At 44.6% G+C, this 17,403-nt stretch carries 16 protein-coding genes; 13 read left to right on the top strand and 3 right to left on the bottom strand.

The genetic code is table 11. The features are described from left to right. Positions 1 to 2: 2 nt before the first annotated feature. From V7R55_RS15700 to V7R55_RS15680, 5 genes are all read left to right on the top strand, one after another. On the top strand, positions 3 to 1,778 hold the full coding sequence (locus V7R55_RS15700; RefSeq protein ID WP_334060228.1) for a type IV pilus secretin PilQ: 1,776 nt from the start codon (positions 3 to 5) through the stop codon (positions 1,776 to 1,778). A 270-nt stretch (positions 1,779 to 2,048) separates the two neighbouring features. Further along, positions 2,049 to 2,564: a shikimate kinase AroK gene (gene aroK / locus V7R55_RS15695; RefSeq protein WP_334060227.1), complete on the top strand. Its 516-nt coding sequence runs from the start codon at positions 2,049 to 2,051 to the stop codon at positions 2,562 to 2,564. Positions 2,565 to 2,594: 30 nt separating this feature from the next. Then, a complete protein-coding gene (aroB, locus tag V7R55_RS15690; protein WP_334060226.1) occupies positions 2,595 to 3,662 on the top strand; it encodes a 3-dehydroquinate synthase in 1,068 nt (355 codons plus the stop codon). Positions 3,663 to 3,781: 119 nt separating this feature from the next. Next, positions 3,782 to 5,293, top strand: coding sequence for an SPOR domain-containing protein (locus tag V7R55_RS15685; protein WP_334060225.1), 1,512 nt, complete (start codon positions 3,782 to 3,784; stop codon positions 5,291 to 5,293). A 227-nt stretch (positions 5,294 to 5,520) separates the two neighbouring features. Next, a complete protein-coding gene (locus tag V7R55_RS15680) occupies positions 5,521 to 6,405 on the top strand; it encodes a Dam family site-specific DNA-(adenine-N6)-methyltransferase (protein ID WP_334060224.1) in 885 nt (294 codons plus the stop codon). 81 nt (positions 6,406 to 6,486) lie between these two features. Here V7R55_RS15680 and V7R55_RS15675 read toward each other — a convergent pair whose 3' ends face one another. From V7R55_RS15675 to V7R55_RS15665, 3 genes are all read right to left on the bottom strand, one after another. Next, positions 6,487 to 6,684, bottom strand: coding sequence for a DUF2970 domain-containing protein (locus V7R55_RS15675; RefSeq protein WP_334060223.1), 198 nt, complete (start codon positions 6,682 to 6,684; stop codon positions 6,487 to 6,489). A gap of 9 nt (positions 6,685 to 6,693) precedes the next feature. Next, positions 6,694 to 7,002: a hypothetical protein gene (locus V7R55_RS15670; RefSeq protein WP_334060222.1), complete on the bottom strand. Its 309-nt coding sequence runs from the start codon at positions 7,000 to 7,002 to the stop codon at positions 6,694 to 6,696. 173 nt (positions 7,003 to 7,175) lie between these two features. Continuing rightward, positions 7,176 to 7,901, bottom strand: coding sequence for a TorF family putative porin (locus V7R55_RS15665; RefSeq protein ID WP_334060221.1), 726 nt, complete (start codon positions 7,899 to 7,901; stop codon positions 7,176 to 7,178). Positions 7,902 to 8,298: 397 nt separating this feature from the next. Here V7R55_RS15665 and rpe point away from each other — a divergent pair, with 397 nt between their 5' ends. The 8 genes from rpe to V7R55_RS15625 all read left to right on the top strand — a co-directional run bounded on the left by rpe (position 8,299) and on the right by V7R55_RS15625 (position 17,363). Then, the gene (rpe, locus tag V7R55_RS15660; protein ID WP_334060220.1) at positions 8,299 to 8,976 is read left to right on the top strand and encodes a ribulose-phosphate 3-epimerase; all 678 of its coding nucleotides are present in this window, start codon (positions 8,299 to 8,301) and stop codon (positions 8,974 to 8,976) included. 38 nt (positions 8,977 to 9,014) lie between these two features. Next, the gene (gene trpS / locus V7R55_RS15655) at positions 9,015 to 10,022 is read left to right on the top strand and encodes a tryptophan--tRNA ligase (RefSeq protein WP_334060219.1); all 1,008 of its coding nucleotides are present in this window, start codon (positions 9,015 to 9,017) and stop codon (positions 10,020 to 10,022) included. Between the two features lie 92 nt (positions 10,023 to 10,114). Next, a complete protein-coding gene (locus tag V7R55_RS15650; RefSeq protein WP_334060218.1) occupies positions 10,115 to 10,699 on the top strand; it encodes an anthranilate synthase component II in 585 nt (194 codons plus the stop codon). A gap of 293 nt (positions 10,700 to 10,992) precedes the next feature. Then, entirely contained in the window at positions 10,993 to 12,156 is a 1,164-nt protein-coding gene (locus V7R55_RS15645; protein WP_334060269.1) for an HDOD domain-containing protein, read from the top strand. A 533-nt stretch (positions 12,157 to 12,689) separates the two neighbouring features. Further along, a complete protein-coding gene (locus V7R55_RS15640) occupies positions 12,690 to 13,898 on the top strand; it encodes an aspartate aminotransferase family protein (protein WP_334060217.1) in 1,209 nt (402 codons plus the stop codon). A 20-nt stretch (positions 13,899 to 13,918) separates the two neighbouring features. Beyond that, positions 13,919 to 14,956: an arginine N-succinyltransferase gene (gene astA, locus V7R55_RS15635; RefSeq protein ID WP_334060216.1), complete on the top strand. Its 1,038-nt coding sequence runs from the start codon at positions 13,919 to 13,921 to the stop codon at positions 14,954 to 14,956. 13 nt (positions 14,957 to 14,969) lie between these two features. After that, positions 14,970 to 16,439, top strand: a complete 1,470-nt coding sequence (gene astD / locus V7R55_RS15630; protein ID WP_334060215.1) for a succinylglutamate-semialdehyde dehydrogenase — start codon at positions 14,970 to 14,972, stop codon at positions 16,437 to 16,439. A 117-nt stretch (positions 16,440 to 16,556) separates the two neighbouring features. Next, the gene (locus V7R55_RS15625; RefSeq protein WP_334060214.1) at positions 16,557 to 17,363 is read left to right on the top strand and encodes a DUF1338 domain-containing protein; all 807 of its coding nucleotides are present in this window, start codon (positions 16,557 to 16,559) and stop codon (positions 17,361 to 17,363) included. Positions 17,364 to 17,403 lie beyond the last annotated feature (40 nt).

The following is a 17,403-nucleotide window of genomic DNA, read 5'->3' as shown; positions in this document are numbered from 1 at the left end:
GCATGGCCGAACGATACATTTTCAATAAGTCTCTCAATCGTAGAGCGCCTAGATGGTATTGGCTTGCTTTGGCTGTCGCCGTAATATTTTCATTTACCTTTTTGGTATCGACTCCCGTTAAAGCGCAAGAACCTTTATTGGTAGACCCTAACGCTAAACAGAGCGAGGCAGCCCCCACTACCACGGTGACGAATTTGGACTTCACCCAAGCAACCAACAGTACAGCGGTAACTTTAATAGAATTTGTCGGTACAGCGCCAAAAGTGCAACTTATCGAATCACAGGGAAAGGTAACGCTTACTCTCACCAAAACTGCTTTAGCTGAAGATCAGCTGGTTGAGTTAAACGTTGCTGATTTCGGCACTGTTGTTTCAACCATAGAAACTTTTGAAGATGAAAATGACGCGCGCGTTGAAATTAACTACTCAGGTCAGGTTACCGTTAAAAACACGGTGAAAGACAGTGTGTTGCGCGTTGCTATTTCACCTATGGATAGCGAGCAACAAGAAGCTTTAGGCACAGAGCAAAAATACACAGGTGATCCAATCTCTCTTGACTTTCAAGATGTCCCTGTAAGGCAAGTTCTACAGATTATTGCCCAGGTCAATGGATTTAACTTAGTCACAACTGACACGGTTTCGGGTAATGTGACCATTAGCTTATCTGGCGTACCTTGGGACCAAGCGCTAGACATGATTTTGCGCGTTAAAGGCTTGGACAAGCGTTTAGAGGGTAATATTTTGTTAATTGCACCTGCCGAAGAATTGTCTGCACGTGAAACTCAAGCGCTTCAATCTAAAAAACAAGTGTCGGATTTAGCCCCGCTTCACACGGTAAATATTTCGGTTAACTACGCCAAAGCGTCTGCATTGGCTACTATTCTAAAATCTACCGAAGGCGGTATTCTTTCCGAGCGTGGCGGTGTTACCGTGGACGAACGAACCAATACATTACTTATTCGCGATACCTTGGCGTCTATTGATGAAGCAAGAAAAACAATCAATGCTTTAGATATCCCGGTTAAACAAGTGCTGATAGAAAGCCGTATGGTTACTGTACTTGACGACGTAGACGAGCAGTTAGGCGTACGCTGGGGGTTCAGCGACCGACAAGATGATAACGGCGTGTCTGGTAGTATTGAAGGTGCCGATACCATTGCCGGAGGCGTGGTGCCGAGCATTGAAAATCGTCTTAACGTAAACCTTCCGGTAAGCAGCGCTGCGGGAAGCATAGGCTTTCAAATTGCGAGCCTGGTTGACGGCACTATTTTAGACCTTGAACTTTCTGCATTAGAGTCTGAGAACAAGGGTGAAATTATTGCCAGCCCTCGAATTACTGTCGCCAATCAGCATGAAGCTTACATTGAACAGGGTACAGAAATTCCATACGTTCAAGCAACGTCGAGCGGTGCGACGTCCGTAGAATTCAAAAAAGCGGTACTATCGCTTAAAGTTACTCCTCATATAACGCCAGATAATCGCATTATTTTGGATTTAGTTGTAACCCAAGATACCCGCGGCGAGACAGTTTCTACGTCTACCGGTGATGCGGTAGCCATAGATACACAAGAAATAAAAACACAAGTGCTTGTTGAGAACGGTGAAACCATTGTACTTGGCGGCATTTTCCAACAAACCAGTTCTGACGGCGTATCAAAGGTTCCACTGTTTGGTGACTTACCGGTTGTTGGCGCCTTATTCAGAAATTCGTCTCAGCTTCAGCAGAAGCGAGAGTTACTCATATTTGTTACACCAAAAATTGTAACTGAAAGGCCCTAGATAAAATTTCAACTACAAAAAAAACGCGCATCTTGATGTGCGTTTTTTGTTTTACGACCTTTTTTGTAATTAAATTTACAGGTATACGCTATTTGTTGGTAACAAAACTTGCATCGCCTTGCATGAAACTGAGATAATCCCCGCCTCGAAATTTAAGCGAGGTTTAAGGAGTGGTGCTTATTGGAAACTAAATAGGCACGAGTCAATGGGTAGGCTGGTAAGGCAACAGTGCACTGCCCCTAACATGATTAAGTTGTGATATAAGCAAATATGGCTGAAAAACGTAATATCTTTTTAGTTGGCCCAATGGGTGCTGGCAAAAGTACCATCGGTAGACATCTGGCAGACGAACTTCACCTAGACTTTTTTGATTCTGATCAGGAAATTGAGCGCCGCACTGGTGCAGATATCGCATGGATCTTCGACCTTGAGGGCGAAGACGGTTTCCGTAAACGCGAAGAAAACGTCATTAACGATTTGACAGATAAGCAAGGTATTGTACTTGCCACTGGCGGCGGTTCTATTGTAACTAAAGCAGTACGCAATCGTTTATCTGCCCGCGGCATCGTTGTTTACCTACAAACTACCATCGATAAGCAAGTTGCCCGTACACAACGCGACAAACGTCGCCCTTTGCTACAAAACGAAGATCCAGAACAAGTACTTCGCGATCTAGCAGAAGTGCGCAATCCGCTTTACGAAGAAGTCGCTGATTACATTGTTGATACAGACGACCAGAGCGCGCGCGCTGTAGCAAATCAAATTATCAGTAAAATCGGTTTATAAATTAAATATGCAATAGGAGGTGCTACGCCAATGTCAACCTTAACTGTGGAACTTGGAGAACGTAGCTATCCTATACAGATAGAGGCTGGGCTGCTTTCGCGACCCGGCCTTTTTAGTGCCTACATAAAAGGCCCCTTGGCGGTTATCGTAACCAACGAGACCGTTGCCCCCCTCTACTTAGAAACCGCTAAGGCAGCATGTGGTGACGTTCAAGCTGAAACCATTATTTTGCCAGATGGCGAGCAGTACAAGAATTTAGAACAATTCGAAGTAGTCATGACCCGCCTTCTCGAATTAAATGCGGCAAGAGATACAACACTAATTGCCCTTGGCGGTGGTGTGATAGGCGACCTCACAGGCTTTGTTGCAGCAACGTATCAACGCGGTGTGCCTTTTATTCAAGTGCCTACTACCCTGCTTTCTCAAGTTGATTCTTCGGTAGGCGGAAAAACGGCGGTAAACCACCCTTTAGGTAAAAACATGATTGGTGCTTTTTACCAACCCGTTTATGTTGCTATCGATACCAACTCGCTCGCAACACTACCGCCTAGAGAATTCGCTGCCGGTATGGCAGAAGTTATTAAATACGGCATCATTTACGATGCTCCGTTTTTTACGTGGCTTGAAGAAAACGTTAACGCACTGACGTCTCTCGATACTGAAATCCTTACCTACGCGATTTCCCGTTGCTGCGAAATAAAAGCAGATGTTGTTGCGAAAGACGAACGGGAAGGTGGCTTACGCGCCATTCTTAACTTAGGCCATACCTTTGGTCATGCTATTGAAGCCGAACAGGGTTATGGCAATTGGCTACACGGCGAAGCGGTAGCCGCTGGTACTATACTTGCTTGTAAAGCTGCTGAAGCATTAACATGGTTTGAAGCGTCAGAAACACGACGCGTGACAGCGTTATTCGAAGCTTTTGCACTGCCTATTGCAGGGCCTAGTAGCATGACGAAAGACGACTATGTTAAGCACATGAAACGCGATAAGAAAGTGGAAGCGGGCAGTATCCGATTTGTACTTCCTCAAGGTATTGGCAAAGCGGTTGTTACTAAAGACGTCACCGACGCCATCCTTACTGACATTCTCTCTTAGGCATTCGCGTTCGCGACAAACTGGCAGCGTGCCCTTTCATTACCCCCTAGGTCTGGGGGCTAATAATAGGTGCGTTGTTAGACTAGTTTTAAAGCAACGGTGAATAAGGGCAAACTCCCATGCAAAGCGAACTGCATGAACGTTTGGAATATCTGGTCAATTACTCGTCTCAACTGATTTTTGTCAGCGGTGAGTCTATTGCTCAACAACAAAAAACCCTAGAAGCCTTTGTTTTTCAGCAGCATGACGATACCGAAATTGCGTATTTAACCGCGCAAGATAATATGGAACCGTCTGACTATCGTAGACAGCTTTGCCGGCAGCTACTCGGTCAGGTGGTGGGAAGCTTCGTTCGTCCCCTCAATGAATTGCTTTCTGATTTGAATAGCCATGAAGGCCCAATTCTGATCGCTATCACTCAAGCCCATAACCTTCCTGATGCACTCTTGCAAGAGCTGTGGGATCTGGTATTACAAAGTCGATTTGCTGGAAACAAACAGCATTTAAACGTGCTTTTATTTGCAAATAACGCATGGGCTGAACGCGCTAAGCAGTGGTTGCCAGCTAAAAATACTGAGACTCCACTTATTATTAGCAGTCAGTCTGTGATGAGTGAGCAGCCTAGCTACGAATCAGACCTCGACAAAATGATTGCCTCCCGTAGACAGGCGTTTCAGGCTCACTTAGAAAATAGGCAGCGTGAAAATACAAAGACATTCACTAACCCGCTAAAAACAAAATGGTTTTATGCTGGAGTAGCTCTGGTATTTATGGTCACGTTCTCAGGTCTCATCTATTGGCAGTACGGTGAACAACTCGCATCAATTTTCTCCCCTATTAGCCAGCAAACTCTAGAGCCTAAGGAAACTCAGGTTGCACCGGGTTCAGCCTACAATAAGCTAATTGGTACCGATGATGAGGCGCTCAATAACGCTGCAGAGACGAGTAAACAAGCTACAACTGCTGGTAAGCAAAATGACGTAAGTGCACAAACCGGTAATGTGGAAATTGTCTCAACACCACTTACAACACCCGAGTTAACCGGTCAACCAACTTTTGATAGGCCAGCGAAAAATGCAGTAGCAGAGAGTGACTCTCTGATTACCGACTGGGAAAGCGCAGTATCATCGCTGCCTGACGCAGGCTCTTTAACTGAATCAAAAGACAGCAAAAGCAATATTACTTCAAGGACACTAAGCGGTAATTCTCCCTCCGTCGATACTAATTCAGGTGAAAGCAGTGAGCAAAGGGCTCAAGATAATGCACAACCAGCAGTAACGAACCCGCAAAACACTGATACAGTGTCTGGTAGCGAAAATGCGAATCAAACATCAGTGCAGCCAGGCCTGTGGATTAGCGATAACGATTACGCCATCCAGATGCTAGCGATGAAAAGCGAGTCGGTGCTCAATGCGTTCTTGCGAGAAAACAATCTTGTAGAGCAAACCCGCATTTATAAAACTGAACGCTACGGTGGCGACTGGTTTGTAGTTGTGTTTCGAGAAGTTTACGCCTCGCTATCGCAAGCACAGCAAGCGCGAGCGGAGTTACCCCAATATCCGGGGAAACAGAATGCTTTTATTAAGCGTGGGGCTCAAATTCTCTCGGAAATAGACACCGCGCAAAATTAAGCCTATTCAAAGTCAAAAACAACCATTTAGTTCTGATTATTTAGCAAAATTCCACTCTTGCGGCACTTGTTGGTTGTCCGTTTTACTGATGAAAGTTACAATCTACCTTTAGCGTGGTGATATCTGATACTGATCAGCATAAAAGTATAAAGACGACCCTTTCCCTTGGAACGGCGGCGCAAGGAAAAACCACCGTCTTCATTCCGTCTAGGTAGTAACGTTTAAGCATGATGCAGAAAAAGAACCGTGCCTTTCTAAAGTGGGCCGGTGGCAAATACAGCTTGGTTGAGCACATTCAGGCCAGATTACCGCAAGCTAACAAACTCATAGAACCGTTTGTTGGTGCCGGCTCTGTATTTCTGAATACGCAATACAAACGCTACCTGCTTAATGATATCAACCCTGACCTCATTAACTTATACAACTTCTTAAAGGCGCAACCTGATGCGCTTATTAACGACGCGCGCTCGTTTTTTGACGGGAGTCGCAATGAAGAGAAGATGTATTATGACTTGCGAGAAGAATTCAACGGTACGCAAGACGAATACTATCGCGCTATTCTTTTTCTCTATTTAAACCGTCACGGCTACAACGGTTTGTGTCGCTATAGCCTTCAAGGTCGTTTTAATGTGCCGTTTGGCCGCTATAAAAAGCCCTACTTTCCAGAAGACGAAATGTTTGTGTTTTCTGAAAAATCACAAAAGGCCACGTTTACCTGCTTACCGTTTGAAAAGGTTTTTTCAAGGGCTAGGCGAGGCAACGTTATTTATTGCGATCCACCTTACGCACCTATTAGTAAGACAGCAGCCTTCACCAGTTATGCGGCACGAAGTTTCGGCCAAGAGTCGCAAGAAAAGCTAGCAGAATTGGCCACCCGAGCCTCTAAGAAGCGCGGTATACCTGTGTTGATATCGAACCACGATCTACCGCTCACTCGCTCCTTGTACCAGGGTGCTGACTTTAGCATGCTGTCGGTCAAACGCTCGATAAGTCAAAACGGCGCAAAGCGACAGCCTGTCGATGAAATATTGGCTTATTTTCCACCTGCGAAAGTTGTTCCCAAGCGAAAAGCACGCAAGAAAAAAGTAGCTCAGCGGCCTTCTTCTGAATAACTATTTCGACACAAAAGATGAGAGAACTCTTACATGAAGCGATGAAGTGACTAAACGCTTTCGCTAAGTGTGAAGGGGCAATCAACCGTAGCCTGTATACCACTTTACAAACATAAAAAGTGAAACAACGAATATCACAACCACAATTACACCTATAACAGCAAAGCTGATAAAGGTACCCTTGGTAAAGTCACGTTCATAGTTTTTATGGCTTTGAACACCGAACAAACTTGCCACTACACTACCTAGAACTGACCAAAAACCAGTACCAGATTGCATAATTTCCCCTTAAGAATCGTTTGAGGGTGAAGTGAAGTCGCGGTTACCATCGTCGCTGTGAAGCAACTCTAGTAAATCTAAAAAGTGAAACTGGAAGGACGGTGAATTCCCCGCTATCCATGACAGCCAGCTGACCTCTTCAACTCCCTCTTGATGACGGGCACATTGGTTTTGAATATGGCTTGCAGGAAGCTTTGGATTAAACTCGGTAACGGGTTGGAATTCACAAACAGACGAGCGCGTGCTTGGCGGATTCGTAACGGCTACGCTAACTAAAGCGGCAGCTCCACAAATCGCAAAAAAAGGAAGAACTTTCATCCTGAACACCCCTTACACTCGTTTAAAATTTAAACTCATTATAATCAAAAGCAAGTAACGAACAAGTTAAAAATGCGTTGCTTTTTAAATTGGAAAGCCTAATGCAATTACATTAGGCTTTTACTACTCAACGTTTTAATTAAGAGGCCTATCCATTGGCCCTTTTTTGACAATTAAAGTTCGAAATCTACTGAGTAAGCTACAGTGAATTTCAACTCATCGTTATCAAGTGCGTCAGCACCAACATCATCAATATCTGTACCAGTGATCGCGAAGCTGAATCCGTCTTTCGCAATAGAAACGCCGTAGTCTACGTAACCTTCAACGCCATTAAACGCTTCAGCAAAATCACCTTCGTGATAACCGACGTGAAAACCAAGTTCCGTACCGTTTAAAACTTCCATGCTGTAATCAAGCGATGTGTACGATGCTTGTGCAAAACCAAAGTCTTGATTTTCGCCCTCGTCAGCTTCCGTGTGAGCTAACAGGTAAACCGTTAGGCTTAAACCACCCATACCTACTGAGCCGTAAACTTCAGCAAAATCAAATTCAGCTTCTGCGTCGTAGTTGTAATATAAGTAACCAAAGTCGTACGCAATGCCGTCAGATTCGCCAGAAAAACCGAAATACATATCGTGCTCATATGAATAAATGTCGTCTGATTCATAGCTTACGTTCGATGCCCAAGTACCGGCATAAAATCCACTTTCGTGCGCATAGTCGATACCGCCTTGAACAGCGGCTTCGTTAACGGTTTGTGTTAAACCACGCCAAATGTAGTTACTTGTTGCGCTTGCATTGGCGGTAAATTCGCCTTCGGCGTAGCTAGGCATTGCAGTTAGTAGACACGCTGAAGAAATAGCAGCGGCAACTAGGGTTCTTTTTGTAGATGTTTTCATGTGAGTTCTCCAGTCAAATTCAAACTTGTTGTTATTCGTTTTTTCTGTCTGTGTTTTCTTTTTGGACTGGGTAACGCAAAGTTGATGCCCATTTATGGTTCACGAAAAAAGCCTGCCAAAATAATTACAAGCCATTGATATAAAAAGATTTTTGGAAAACCATTTTAATACTCACTGCATTGGTAAAGTTTAAAGACTGACTAAAAGCGCACCAACAAAACGCAGCTTCACCAAAATTGGGCAACCGCATCGCTTACGGTTACTTGTCTTAAATTCTTGTCAAATCGTCCTCGATGTCCCCTTTGCGTAGTAAAGATGCATGGTTTTGGGTAAACTTTCGCAACCCTATAACGTAAGTGGCAACGTACTTTGTTGTTTTTGATTTGAAGGACACGCAATGAAACCGTTTTTAATTGCTCCATCAATACTCTCTGCAGACTTTGCTAGGCTTGGTGAAGACGTAGAAAAAGTGTTGGAGGCAGGCGCCGATGTGGTGCATTTCGACGTAATGGACAACCACTATGTGCCAAACCTTACGTTTGGGCCGATGATTTGCGAAGCATTAAGAAAGTACGGCATAACCGCGCCGATTGACGTTCACCTTATGGTTAAGCCCGTAGATGACCTTATTGAGAAATTTGCCAACGCGGGCGCAAGCTACATTAGCTTTCACCCCGAAGCGTCTGAGCACATAGACCGGTCTCTTCAGCTTATTATTGATGCAGGCTGCAAGCCTGGCTTGGTATTTAACCCAGCCACGCCGCTGCATTACCTTGATCATGTTATGGATAAACTACACCACATCCTTATTATGTCGGTTAACCCTGGCTTTGGCGGCCAAAAGTTTATACCTAGTACCCTGGATAAAGTACGTGCGGTAAAACAGCGCGTAGTAGAAAGCGGCTACGATATTCGAATAGAAATTGACGGTGGCGTAAAAGTCGATAACATTCGCGCAATAGCAGAAGCCGGTGCAGATATGTTTGTGGCTGGTTCGGCCATTTTTTCTCAACCCGATTATGGCGATGTAATTGCGCAGATGCGTGATGAACTTTCATCGCTATCTCAAGCTTAGTTTTTTAACAGAATTTAACGTATTACAGGTAAATAGAAATGAGCAATAAACCCGTTGTATTAAGTGGCTGTCAGCCTTCAGGACAACTTACCCTTGGCAACTATATGGGTGCACTTAAACAGTGGGTTTCCATGCAAGACGATCACGACTGCTTATACATGATTGTCGATTTGCATGCGATTACCGTTAGACAAGATCCAAAGCAACTTGCTGAAGCCTGTTTAGACGGCCTTTCTCTTTATCTAGCCTGCGGCATCGACCCACAAAAGAGTACGCTATTTTTGCAATCACATGTGCCTGAACATGCACAGCTGTCTTGGGTATTGAATTGTTACGCCCAAATGGGTGAGCTTAATCGCATGACTCAATTCAAAGATAAGTCTGCGAAGAACGAAAATAACATTAATGTAGGCTTATACAGCTACCCTGTACTCCAAGCAGCAGATATTTTGCTATATCAAGCAGATAAAGTACCGGTAGGTGAAGATCAAAAACAACACCTTGAGTTAACACGTGATATTGCTACCCGCGTGAATAACTTATATGGCGATGTGTTCCGTTTACCTGACCCATATATTCCAGAGTTCGGTGCTCGGATCATGAGCCTTCAAGAGCCAGAAAAGAAGATGTCTAAGTCAGATAACAACCCGAATAACTTTATTGGGTTGCTTGAAGACCCTAAGAAACTGGCTAAGAAGATTAAACGCGCGGTAACCGACTCTGACGAACAAGCCAATATTTACTTCAATCCAACCGAAAAACCTGGTGTCTCTAACTTACTTACTCTGCTTTCTTTAGCAACGGGTAAAACAGTAAAAGAGCTTGAGCCTGAATATACCGATAAAATGTACGGTCACTTAAAAGGTGATGTTGCAGATGCAGTGGTATCTTTACTTGAGCCTATTCAAACTCGCTACGCAGAAATTCGTGCAGACAGAGCGTACCTTGATGACGTTATGCGCCAAGGTGCAGAGAAAGCATCAGCCCGTGCAGCAGAGACGCTTGCCAAAGTTTACAAAGCCGTTGGTTTCATTCCAAAGCCGTAAGTTAAAGGTTGCACTAAAAAGACATGAAACGTTAATAGAACGCTTCATGCCACAACCGTTGTTTTACAGAAATACCAAGGATTAACACTGCTGTGTTGCTGTTAATTGATAACTTCGATTCGTTCACTCATAACCTCGCTAGGTATTTCACAGAGCTTGGCGCTGACGTTGAAGTTGTGAGAAATAACGCCCTTAATCTTGACGACATTTCGCGCTTGGCTCCTTCCCAGCTTGTTATCTCGCCAGGCCCTTGCACGCCTAACGAAGCGGGTATCAGCTTATCCGCAATAGAACATTTTGCCGGTGAAGTCCCTATACTAGGCGTTTGTTTAGGCCATCAAGCCATAGGTCAAGCCTTTGGTGCTGAAGTAGTAGGCGCCCAAGAGATTAAACACGGTAAGGTTTCGGCATTGTCCCATCGCAACACGGGGTTATTTGAAGGTCTACCAAACACTTTCAATGTAACCCGCTATCACTCGTTGGTTTTAAACCCTGAGTCTTTACCTCCATCACTACGCGTGGATGCTTGGTGTGAGACAGCTTTGGGGACAAAAGAAATTATGGCCGTTTCTCATAGCCACTTCCCAATATGGGGCGTACAGTACCATCCGGAGTCGTTGCTGACCGAACACGGTCACAGCGTGCTCGACGCTTTTCTTCACTATAAAAAGGTTTAAGTCTGCTGGCGCATTGCCGATACCCTATTTAGTGTGAAAGGTTGCACTTGAAAGCCGTTAAAATTCGCAATTCACTGATTTTTCGTTTAACTTCCTGTAATTAAGTTTAGCCAGAGCGCTAAATGAGCGTTTTGTCTTAAACTATATGAGCGATATCAATCATTGCAGGGTGCTAACTGTATTTTTAAGTAGTAGCTACATCTTCACCATTACCGTAGCGAACATAATAAAGGCCCCTAATGTACGATAATATTGCCGTTCACCAGAAAGTTATGAGCAGGAGTGCTTTTAATATGACTATGGGGGCTGCCACACCGCCAACGATAGATGATCGATTTGAAAATTTGATCATATCACCTGAGCGCGTGCTTGAAATGCTAGGGAAACGCAAGGTGGGCGAAGTTAGCTTCGAACAGTCAGAACAAGGTGACGCGCGCAGACTTTTACTTCACGTTGAAAAAGTTGCAATTGAAAACAAACGCCTACAGGAAAAAACAGAAGCCTCTTATTTGGAATCAGTGAGCCACCATCTTCACGAAATTTTGCTTGGTGAACTTACTGAACAACTTAGCTACACCGAAGAGCTCGTTCAGAACGTGCTCAACTTACCTGAAAACATTGGTGAGCTATTAGATGCCTTATCTGTTAAAGCGTGCTCAGTTTCAAAATTAGAGCCGATAGTCGCCACTATGCCGTGGCTTTATGACGAGCTCATAGTGGTAGTAAACACGCCTCAATTTAGGCGAAAAGATTCACGAGGGCGCATTATTGTTGTTGAAACCTTACGCACCGCATTGAGCTTTTTAGGTATCGAAAACTTGCGTACGCTAATTCCCTCATTAATCCTGAAGCGTGCAATGCCTCAAATCACTGACCCTTACCCGCTGATCAAACAAAAGCTAACACATTACTCCATCGGTGTTGCGCTTACGGCAAAACGTCTTGCTTCATTAAGTAACCTTAACAAAAATCAAACCTACGTATTGGCAATTGTCAGCAATCTAGGGCGATGCGCTGTGACGCGGCTTTACTTTAAACTGTTTGATAAAATTCAGCTGCACCTTCTACAAGAATGTCAAAAAGATAAAGAACAAAAGCGTCACGAGGCTTTACTAAAAATTGCGCCTTCAGCTAATCACCTCATTGCTTTACAGCAAGAGTTTGCTGATGCGGTTAGCGCAGACATTTTAGAGTGGATGCACTTTACCCGCCTGCCAATCGCACAGCCAATGCGTGCCTGTGCTGATAAGCAGCCTGCAAAGGTAAATACGTTGAGCAAAATACTGCACCAAGCACGTGCCTACGCACAAATAAGAATGCTTCATCAATTAAAGCTTGTTGATATAAAAGAAGTAAAACCGCTTTTTGCAGAACAAAACTACCCCACAGGTGCACTTGAAGCACTTAAAAGCACAGATATCTTCACCCTTCCGCTGGTAAAAAGTGAAGATAGTTAACAGGCCTTGAGGCTTTCCCTCGCCTGATTTGAACAAAATTTGTGCACAGGAGAGCATCAAACCTCAAATAATTTGTGGATATTCATGCATTGGTTATGCACTTTTCTCGTAGTTAATGCCCGATACTCAAAAATATTGACCGCAACTCAGTGTCTTGCCTGTTTATGGCTAAAGTAAACAGGCAGGCTTTTCTGCTGCGTATTGCGCCTTTGTACTCCTCTGAAGTACAACAAAACCACCAGACGGCGCTTTTCTTCGCGTAAAAATTGATTATTACTAATTGATATAGCCCAGTAGTTAATAGTTATTCACTTTTCCTGCAAATTAAGCCACAGTCCTTATAAATAAAGGGCTGCAGCCCTTTACAAAGAAGACAAATGTTAAAAAAAATGGCATACTGTAAACCAAATCCGATTAGTTTTTATGCGCCCAATTGACGCTTATCGACTCTCGCAGCACGAATAAAACGTGCGCTTAGATTAGACAAGCAAAATCACATAGTGTGATTGGCGCCCAATGCAGAGGTAACAAAGATGAACGTAACTCGCGCTACATTTGATGATGTGATGGTCCCTAACTATAACCCAGCAGGTATGGTACCTGTTCGAGGTGAAGGTTCGCGCGTATGGGATCAAGATGGAGCTGAGTACATCGACTTTGCAGGCGGTATTGCAGTAAACGTTTTAGGTCACTGTCATCCAGAGCTAGTGAAAGCCCTTAGCGAACAAGGCAGCAAGCTTTGGCACTTAAGCAACGTGTTCACCAACGAACCAGCCCTTCGTCTCGCTAAGAAGCTTAACGATGCGACATTCTCTGACAAAGTTTACTTTGCAAACTCTGGTGCAGAAGCCAACGAAGCGGCATTAAAGCTAGCTCGTCGCTGGGCGCTTGATAAGCACGGTGAAGATAAAAACCAAATCATTGCCTTCAACAAGGGTTTTCACGGCCGTACCTTCTTTACTGTTACTGTAGGTGGTCAAGCGGCTTACTCTGATGGTTTTGGCCCTAAGCCTGGCGCTGTTGATCACTGTGACTACAACGATTTAGCTGCCTTTGAAGCACTTATTTCTGACAAAACCTGTGCGGTAATGATGGAACCACTTCAAGGTGAAGGCGGAATTATTCCACCAGATGTAGACTTTGTTAAAGGTGTGCGAGAGCTTTGTGACAAACACAATGCATTACTAATTTTTGATGAAGTTCAGTCGGGCGTTGGTCGTACCGGTCACCTTTACGCATATATGGGTCTTGGGGTAACACCTGATATTTTGACTACTGCTAAATCTCTTGGCGGCGGCTTCCCAATTGGCGCCATGCTAACAACGAATGATATTGCTGCTCATCTTAAGCCAGGTACCCACGGTAGTACTTATGGTGGTAATCCACTTGCTTGTGCGGTAGCAGAAAAAGCGTTAGATATCGTGAACCAGCCTGAAGTGCTTGAAGGTGTACTTAAGAAAGAGGCTCTTTTCCGTGAGTTACTAGGTGCTATTAACGAAAAGTACAACGTATTTGAAGAAGTTCGTGGTCAAGGCATGTTGTTAGGTTGTGCGTTAAATGAAAAGTATCAGGGCCGTGCACGTGACTTCATGATGGCTGCAACTAAAGAGAACCTTATGTGTCTTGTTGCAGGCATGAACGTAATTCGTTTTGCACCTTCACTGGTTATTCCTGACGAAGACATTAAAGAAGGTCTTGCACGTTTTGAACGCGCCGTTGCTGCCGTTGTAAACGCCGAATAATTACAACACGAGTAGCGAACATGAATATCATTCGCCCTATCACGAAGGCCGACTATAACGCGCTAAAAGAAATCGCCGTTGAATCAGGTATTGGCTTTACGTCTTTGCCTGTCAACGACGAGTTACTGCAGCGTAAAATTGATCGTGCAGAAACTGCGTTTAACAAACCAAACGTAACCGAACCTGGCGATGAGTCGTACTTGTTTGTAATGGAAGACACCACTACCGGACAGGTAGTGGGCACAACAGGTATCGAAGCGGCTGTTGGTATAGATGATGCTTTCTATCATTATCACTTAAGCAAAGTCGTGCATGCCTCGCGCGAGCTAAACATTCATAACACGGTAGACATTCTAACGTTTTGCAATGACTACACTGGTGTTACTGAGATATGTACGCTGTTTCTTCGCGAACAAGCCCGTGGCGGCATAAACGGCCGCTTCCTTTCAAAGGTTCGATTCTTGTTCATGATGGAGCACCGTGAACGCTTCTCAGAAACCGTTATAGCTGAAATGCGCGGTGTGAGTGACGAAGAAGGTCGCTCGCCGTTTTGGGAGTGGTTAGAAACTCACTTCTTCTCGATGGACTTTCCTACTGCTGACTATTTGACGGGTATCGGCAATAAAGTATTTATTGCTGAACTTATGCCAAAGTATCCGATATACGTAAACCTACTAAGCAAAGAAGCACAAGAAGTCATTGGTGAAGTACACGACAAAACTCGCCCAGCTCTTCAGCTTCTTGAAGAAGAAGGCTTTTCGTGCCGCGGTTACGTAGACATTTTCGACGCTGGCCCAACGGTTGAGGCGAATTTAAGCCACATCCGAACGGCTCAATCGAGCTTAAAACTGCCTGTTGTCATTGATGATAGTGCTGCTGCTCAAGGGCAAACTTACTACATCATAAACACATCAATATCTGATTTTCGTGCAGTAGCCACTGAAATGACGTTTAGCGAAGAAAAGCAAGTTGCCGTGCTATCTCGTCAAACCGCTGCTGCATTGAATGTCAAAGAGGGTGAACACGTACGCTTTGCCCCCGTTACATTCAGAGATTAAAAGGACACCCACTATGCTACATACACATTTTATCAACGGTGAATGGGTTGCCGGACAAGGTCACGACTTAACGTCTGTTGACCCTGCAAAAAACGAAGTAATTTGGGAAGGTAAGTCTGCGACTGCCGCTCAGATTGATGACGCAATTAACGCTGCTCGTGCTGCGCTTGTAGCGTGGAGCATGAAAACGGTTGAAGAGCGTCTTGAAATTATAAAGGTTTATGGCACTAAGCTAGAAGAAGCTAAAGCCCACCTTGCCAAGGTTATGGCTAAAGAAACAGGCAAGCCAGAGTGGGAAACTGCCACTGAAGTTGGTGCCATGATGGGCAAAATTGGTATTTCTGAAAAAGCCTATTTTGAACGCACGGGTAATGTTGAAAACCCAATGCCTGTAGGTAAAGCCTTCATTCGCCACAAGCCTCACGGCGTTGTTGCCGTATTTGGCCCGTACAATTTCCCTGGCCACCTGCCAAACGGACACATTGTTCCAGCTCTTATTGCAGGAAACACAGTTGTGTTTAAACCAAGCGACTTGACGCCTATGGTTGCACAAGAAATGGTGAAATTGTGGGATGCTGCTGGTCTACCGGCAGGCGTGCTTAACCTTGTTCAAGGCGAAGTTGAAACGGGCAAAGCATTAGCGTCGCATAACGATATCGACGGTCTTTTCTTTACGGGTAGCTCACGCACAGGAAAAATCTTGCACGAGCAGTTCGCAGGTCACCCGGGCAAAATCTTGGCTCTTGAAATGGGCGGTAACAACCCGCTTATCGTAAAAGACGTAGCTGATGTTGATGCGGCAGTACACGATATCGTGCAATCTGCTTTCATTACTTCAGGCCAACGCTGTACTTGTGCTCGTCGCTTGTTCTTACCAGCAGGTGCCAAAGGCGACGAGATCCTTGCTCGCCTTATCGAAGTAACCAAAAACATTAAAGTTGGCGATTATGATGCTGAAGATCAGCCATTTATGGGCGCAATGATCTCAAGCAATGCCGCTGCACTGATGGTGAAAGCACAGCAAGAGCTTGAAAACCTTGGTGGTAAAGTACTGGTTCGCCTTGAACAAAAAGATGAGAACAAAGGTTTTGCTACTCCTGGCATCATTGATGTGACCGACATGCTTGCTTCACTGCCTGACGAAGAACACTTTGGTCCATTACTTAAAGTAATTCGTTACAGCGATTTTGACGCAGCTATCGCAGAAGCAAATAACACCAGCTTTGGCTTATCAGCAGGTCTTCTAGGCGACAACGAAGAAGATTATCGCTACTTCTTCGCACGCATTCGCGCGGGCATCGTAAACTGGAATAGACCTATAACCGGTGCTAGCAGCGCAGCGCCATTTGGTGGCGTGGGCGACAGTGGTAACCACAGAGCTAGCGCGTTTTATGCAGCCGACTACTGTGCATACCCAGTTGCGTCAGTTGAACTTGATAAAGTGACTATGCCGGGCAAATTAAGCCCAGGCTTGTCGATGTAACTCAAGCTTTTCACGTTACAAAAAGGCCGACGCAAGATTTGTGTCGGCCAGTTTAGTACCAACCCTATACGAACTATTGGTTTAAAAATAGTCAACGACAGAAAGGACCCTACCACCATGCATAGCAACATCGATACGTTGTTTAGCAACATGTGGGACGATTACGTTACCATCACTCCCTCAGCGCATAAAATTCATGCACTTTTGGCGGGTGAAGAAAACACGAACGACATCGTTAACGACCATGTAGCTTTTCGAACTTTTGCTCTTGATAAAACCCGCTTAGACAAGCTTGCTGCACACTTCTTAGCATTGGGTTATGAAGCGAAGGGCGACTATGATTTCGAAGCGAAAAAGCTTACTGCAAAGCATTTCGAGCACCCTGACGACACTAAGCCAAAAGTGTTTATTAGTGAGCTTCGTGTAAATGAACTGTCTGATACAGCTCAAACAATCATAAAAAAGCTTGTCGAGCAGATGCCAGAATCTGTAGTGGACGCGGATAACTTCTTGTACTCGGGTAAGCATTGGGACGTCACTAAAGCTGAATACGACACACTGCTTAACGAATCAGAATACGCGGCGTGGATGGCGGCATGGGGCTTTCGTGCAAACCACTTTACGGTAAGTGTTAACCATTTAACACGCACTGACGAGCTTACTGACGTAAACACATTGCTTAAAGAAGCAGGCTTTGTGCTGAACACATCAGGCGGTGAGATAAAGGGCGGCCCAGAGGTATTTTTAGCCCAATCGTCAACGATGGCCGACCGTGCAGATGTTGCATTTAGCGATGAGACTGTAGCGATTCCAAGCTGTTTTTACGAATTCGCACAACGCTATGAAATGCCTGACGGTAAACTTTATAAAGGCTTTGTTGCTGCATCAGCAGATAAAATCTTTGAAAGTACAAATGCGAAGTAACGAGGTTGCTTAGTTATTAAAAAAGCCCGCAAGGGCTTTT

This window comes from Alteromonas sp. S005 (genome assembly GCF_036864475.1).
GTDB lineage: Bacteria > Pseudomonadota > Gammaproteobacteria > Enterobacterales > Alteromonadaceae > Alteromonas.
This window is presented reverse-complemented; position numbering and strand designations above follow the sequence as displayed.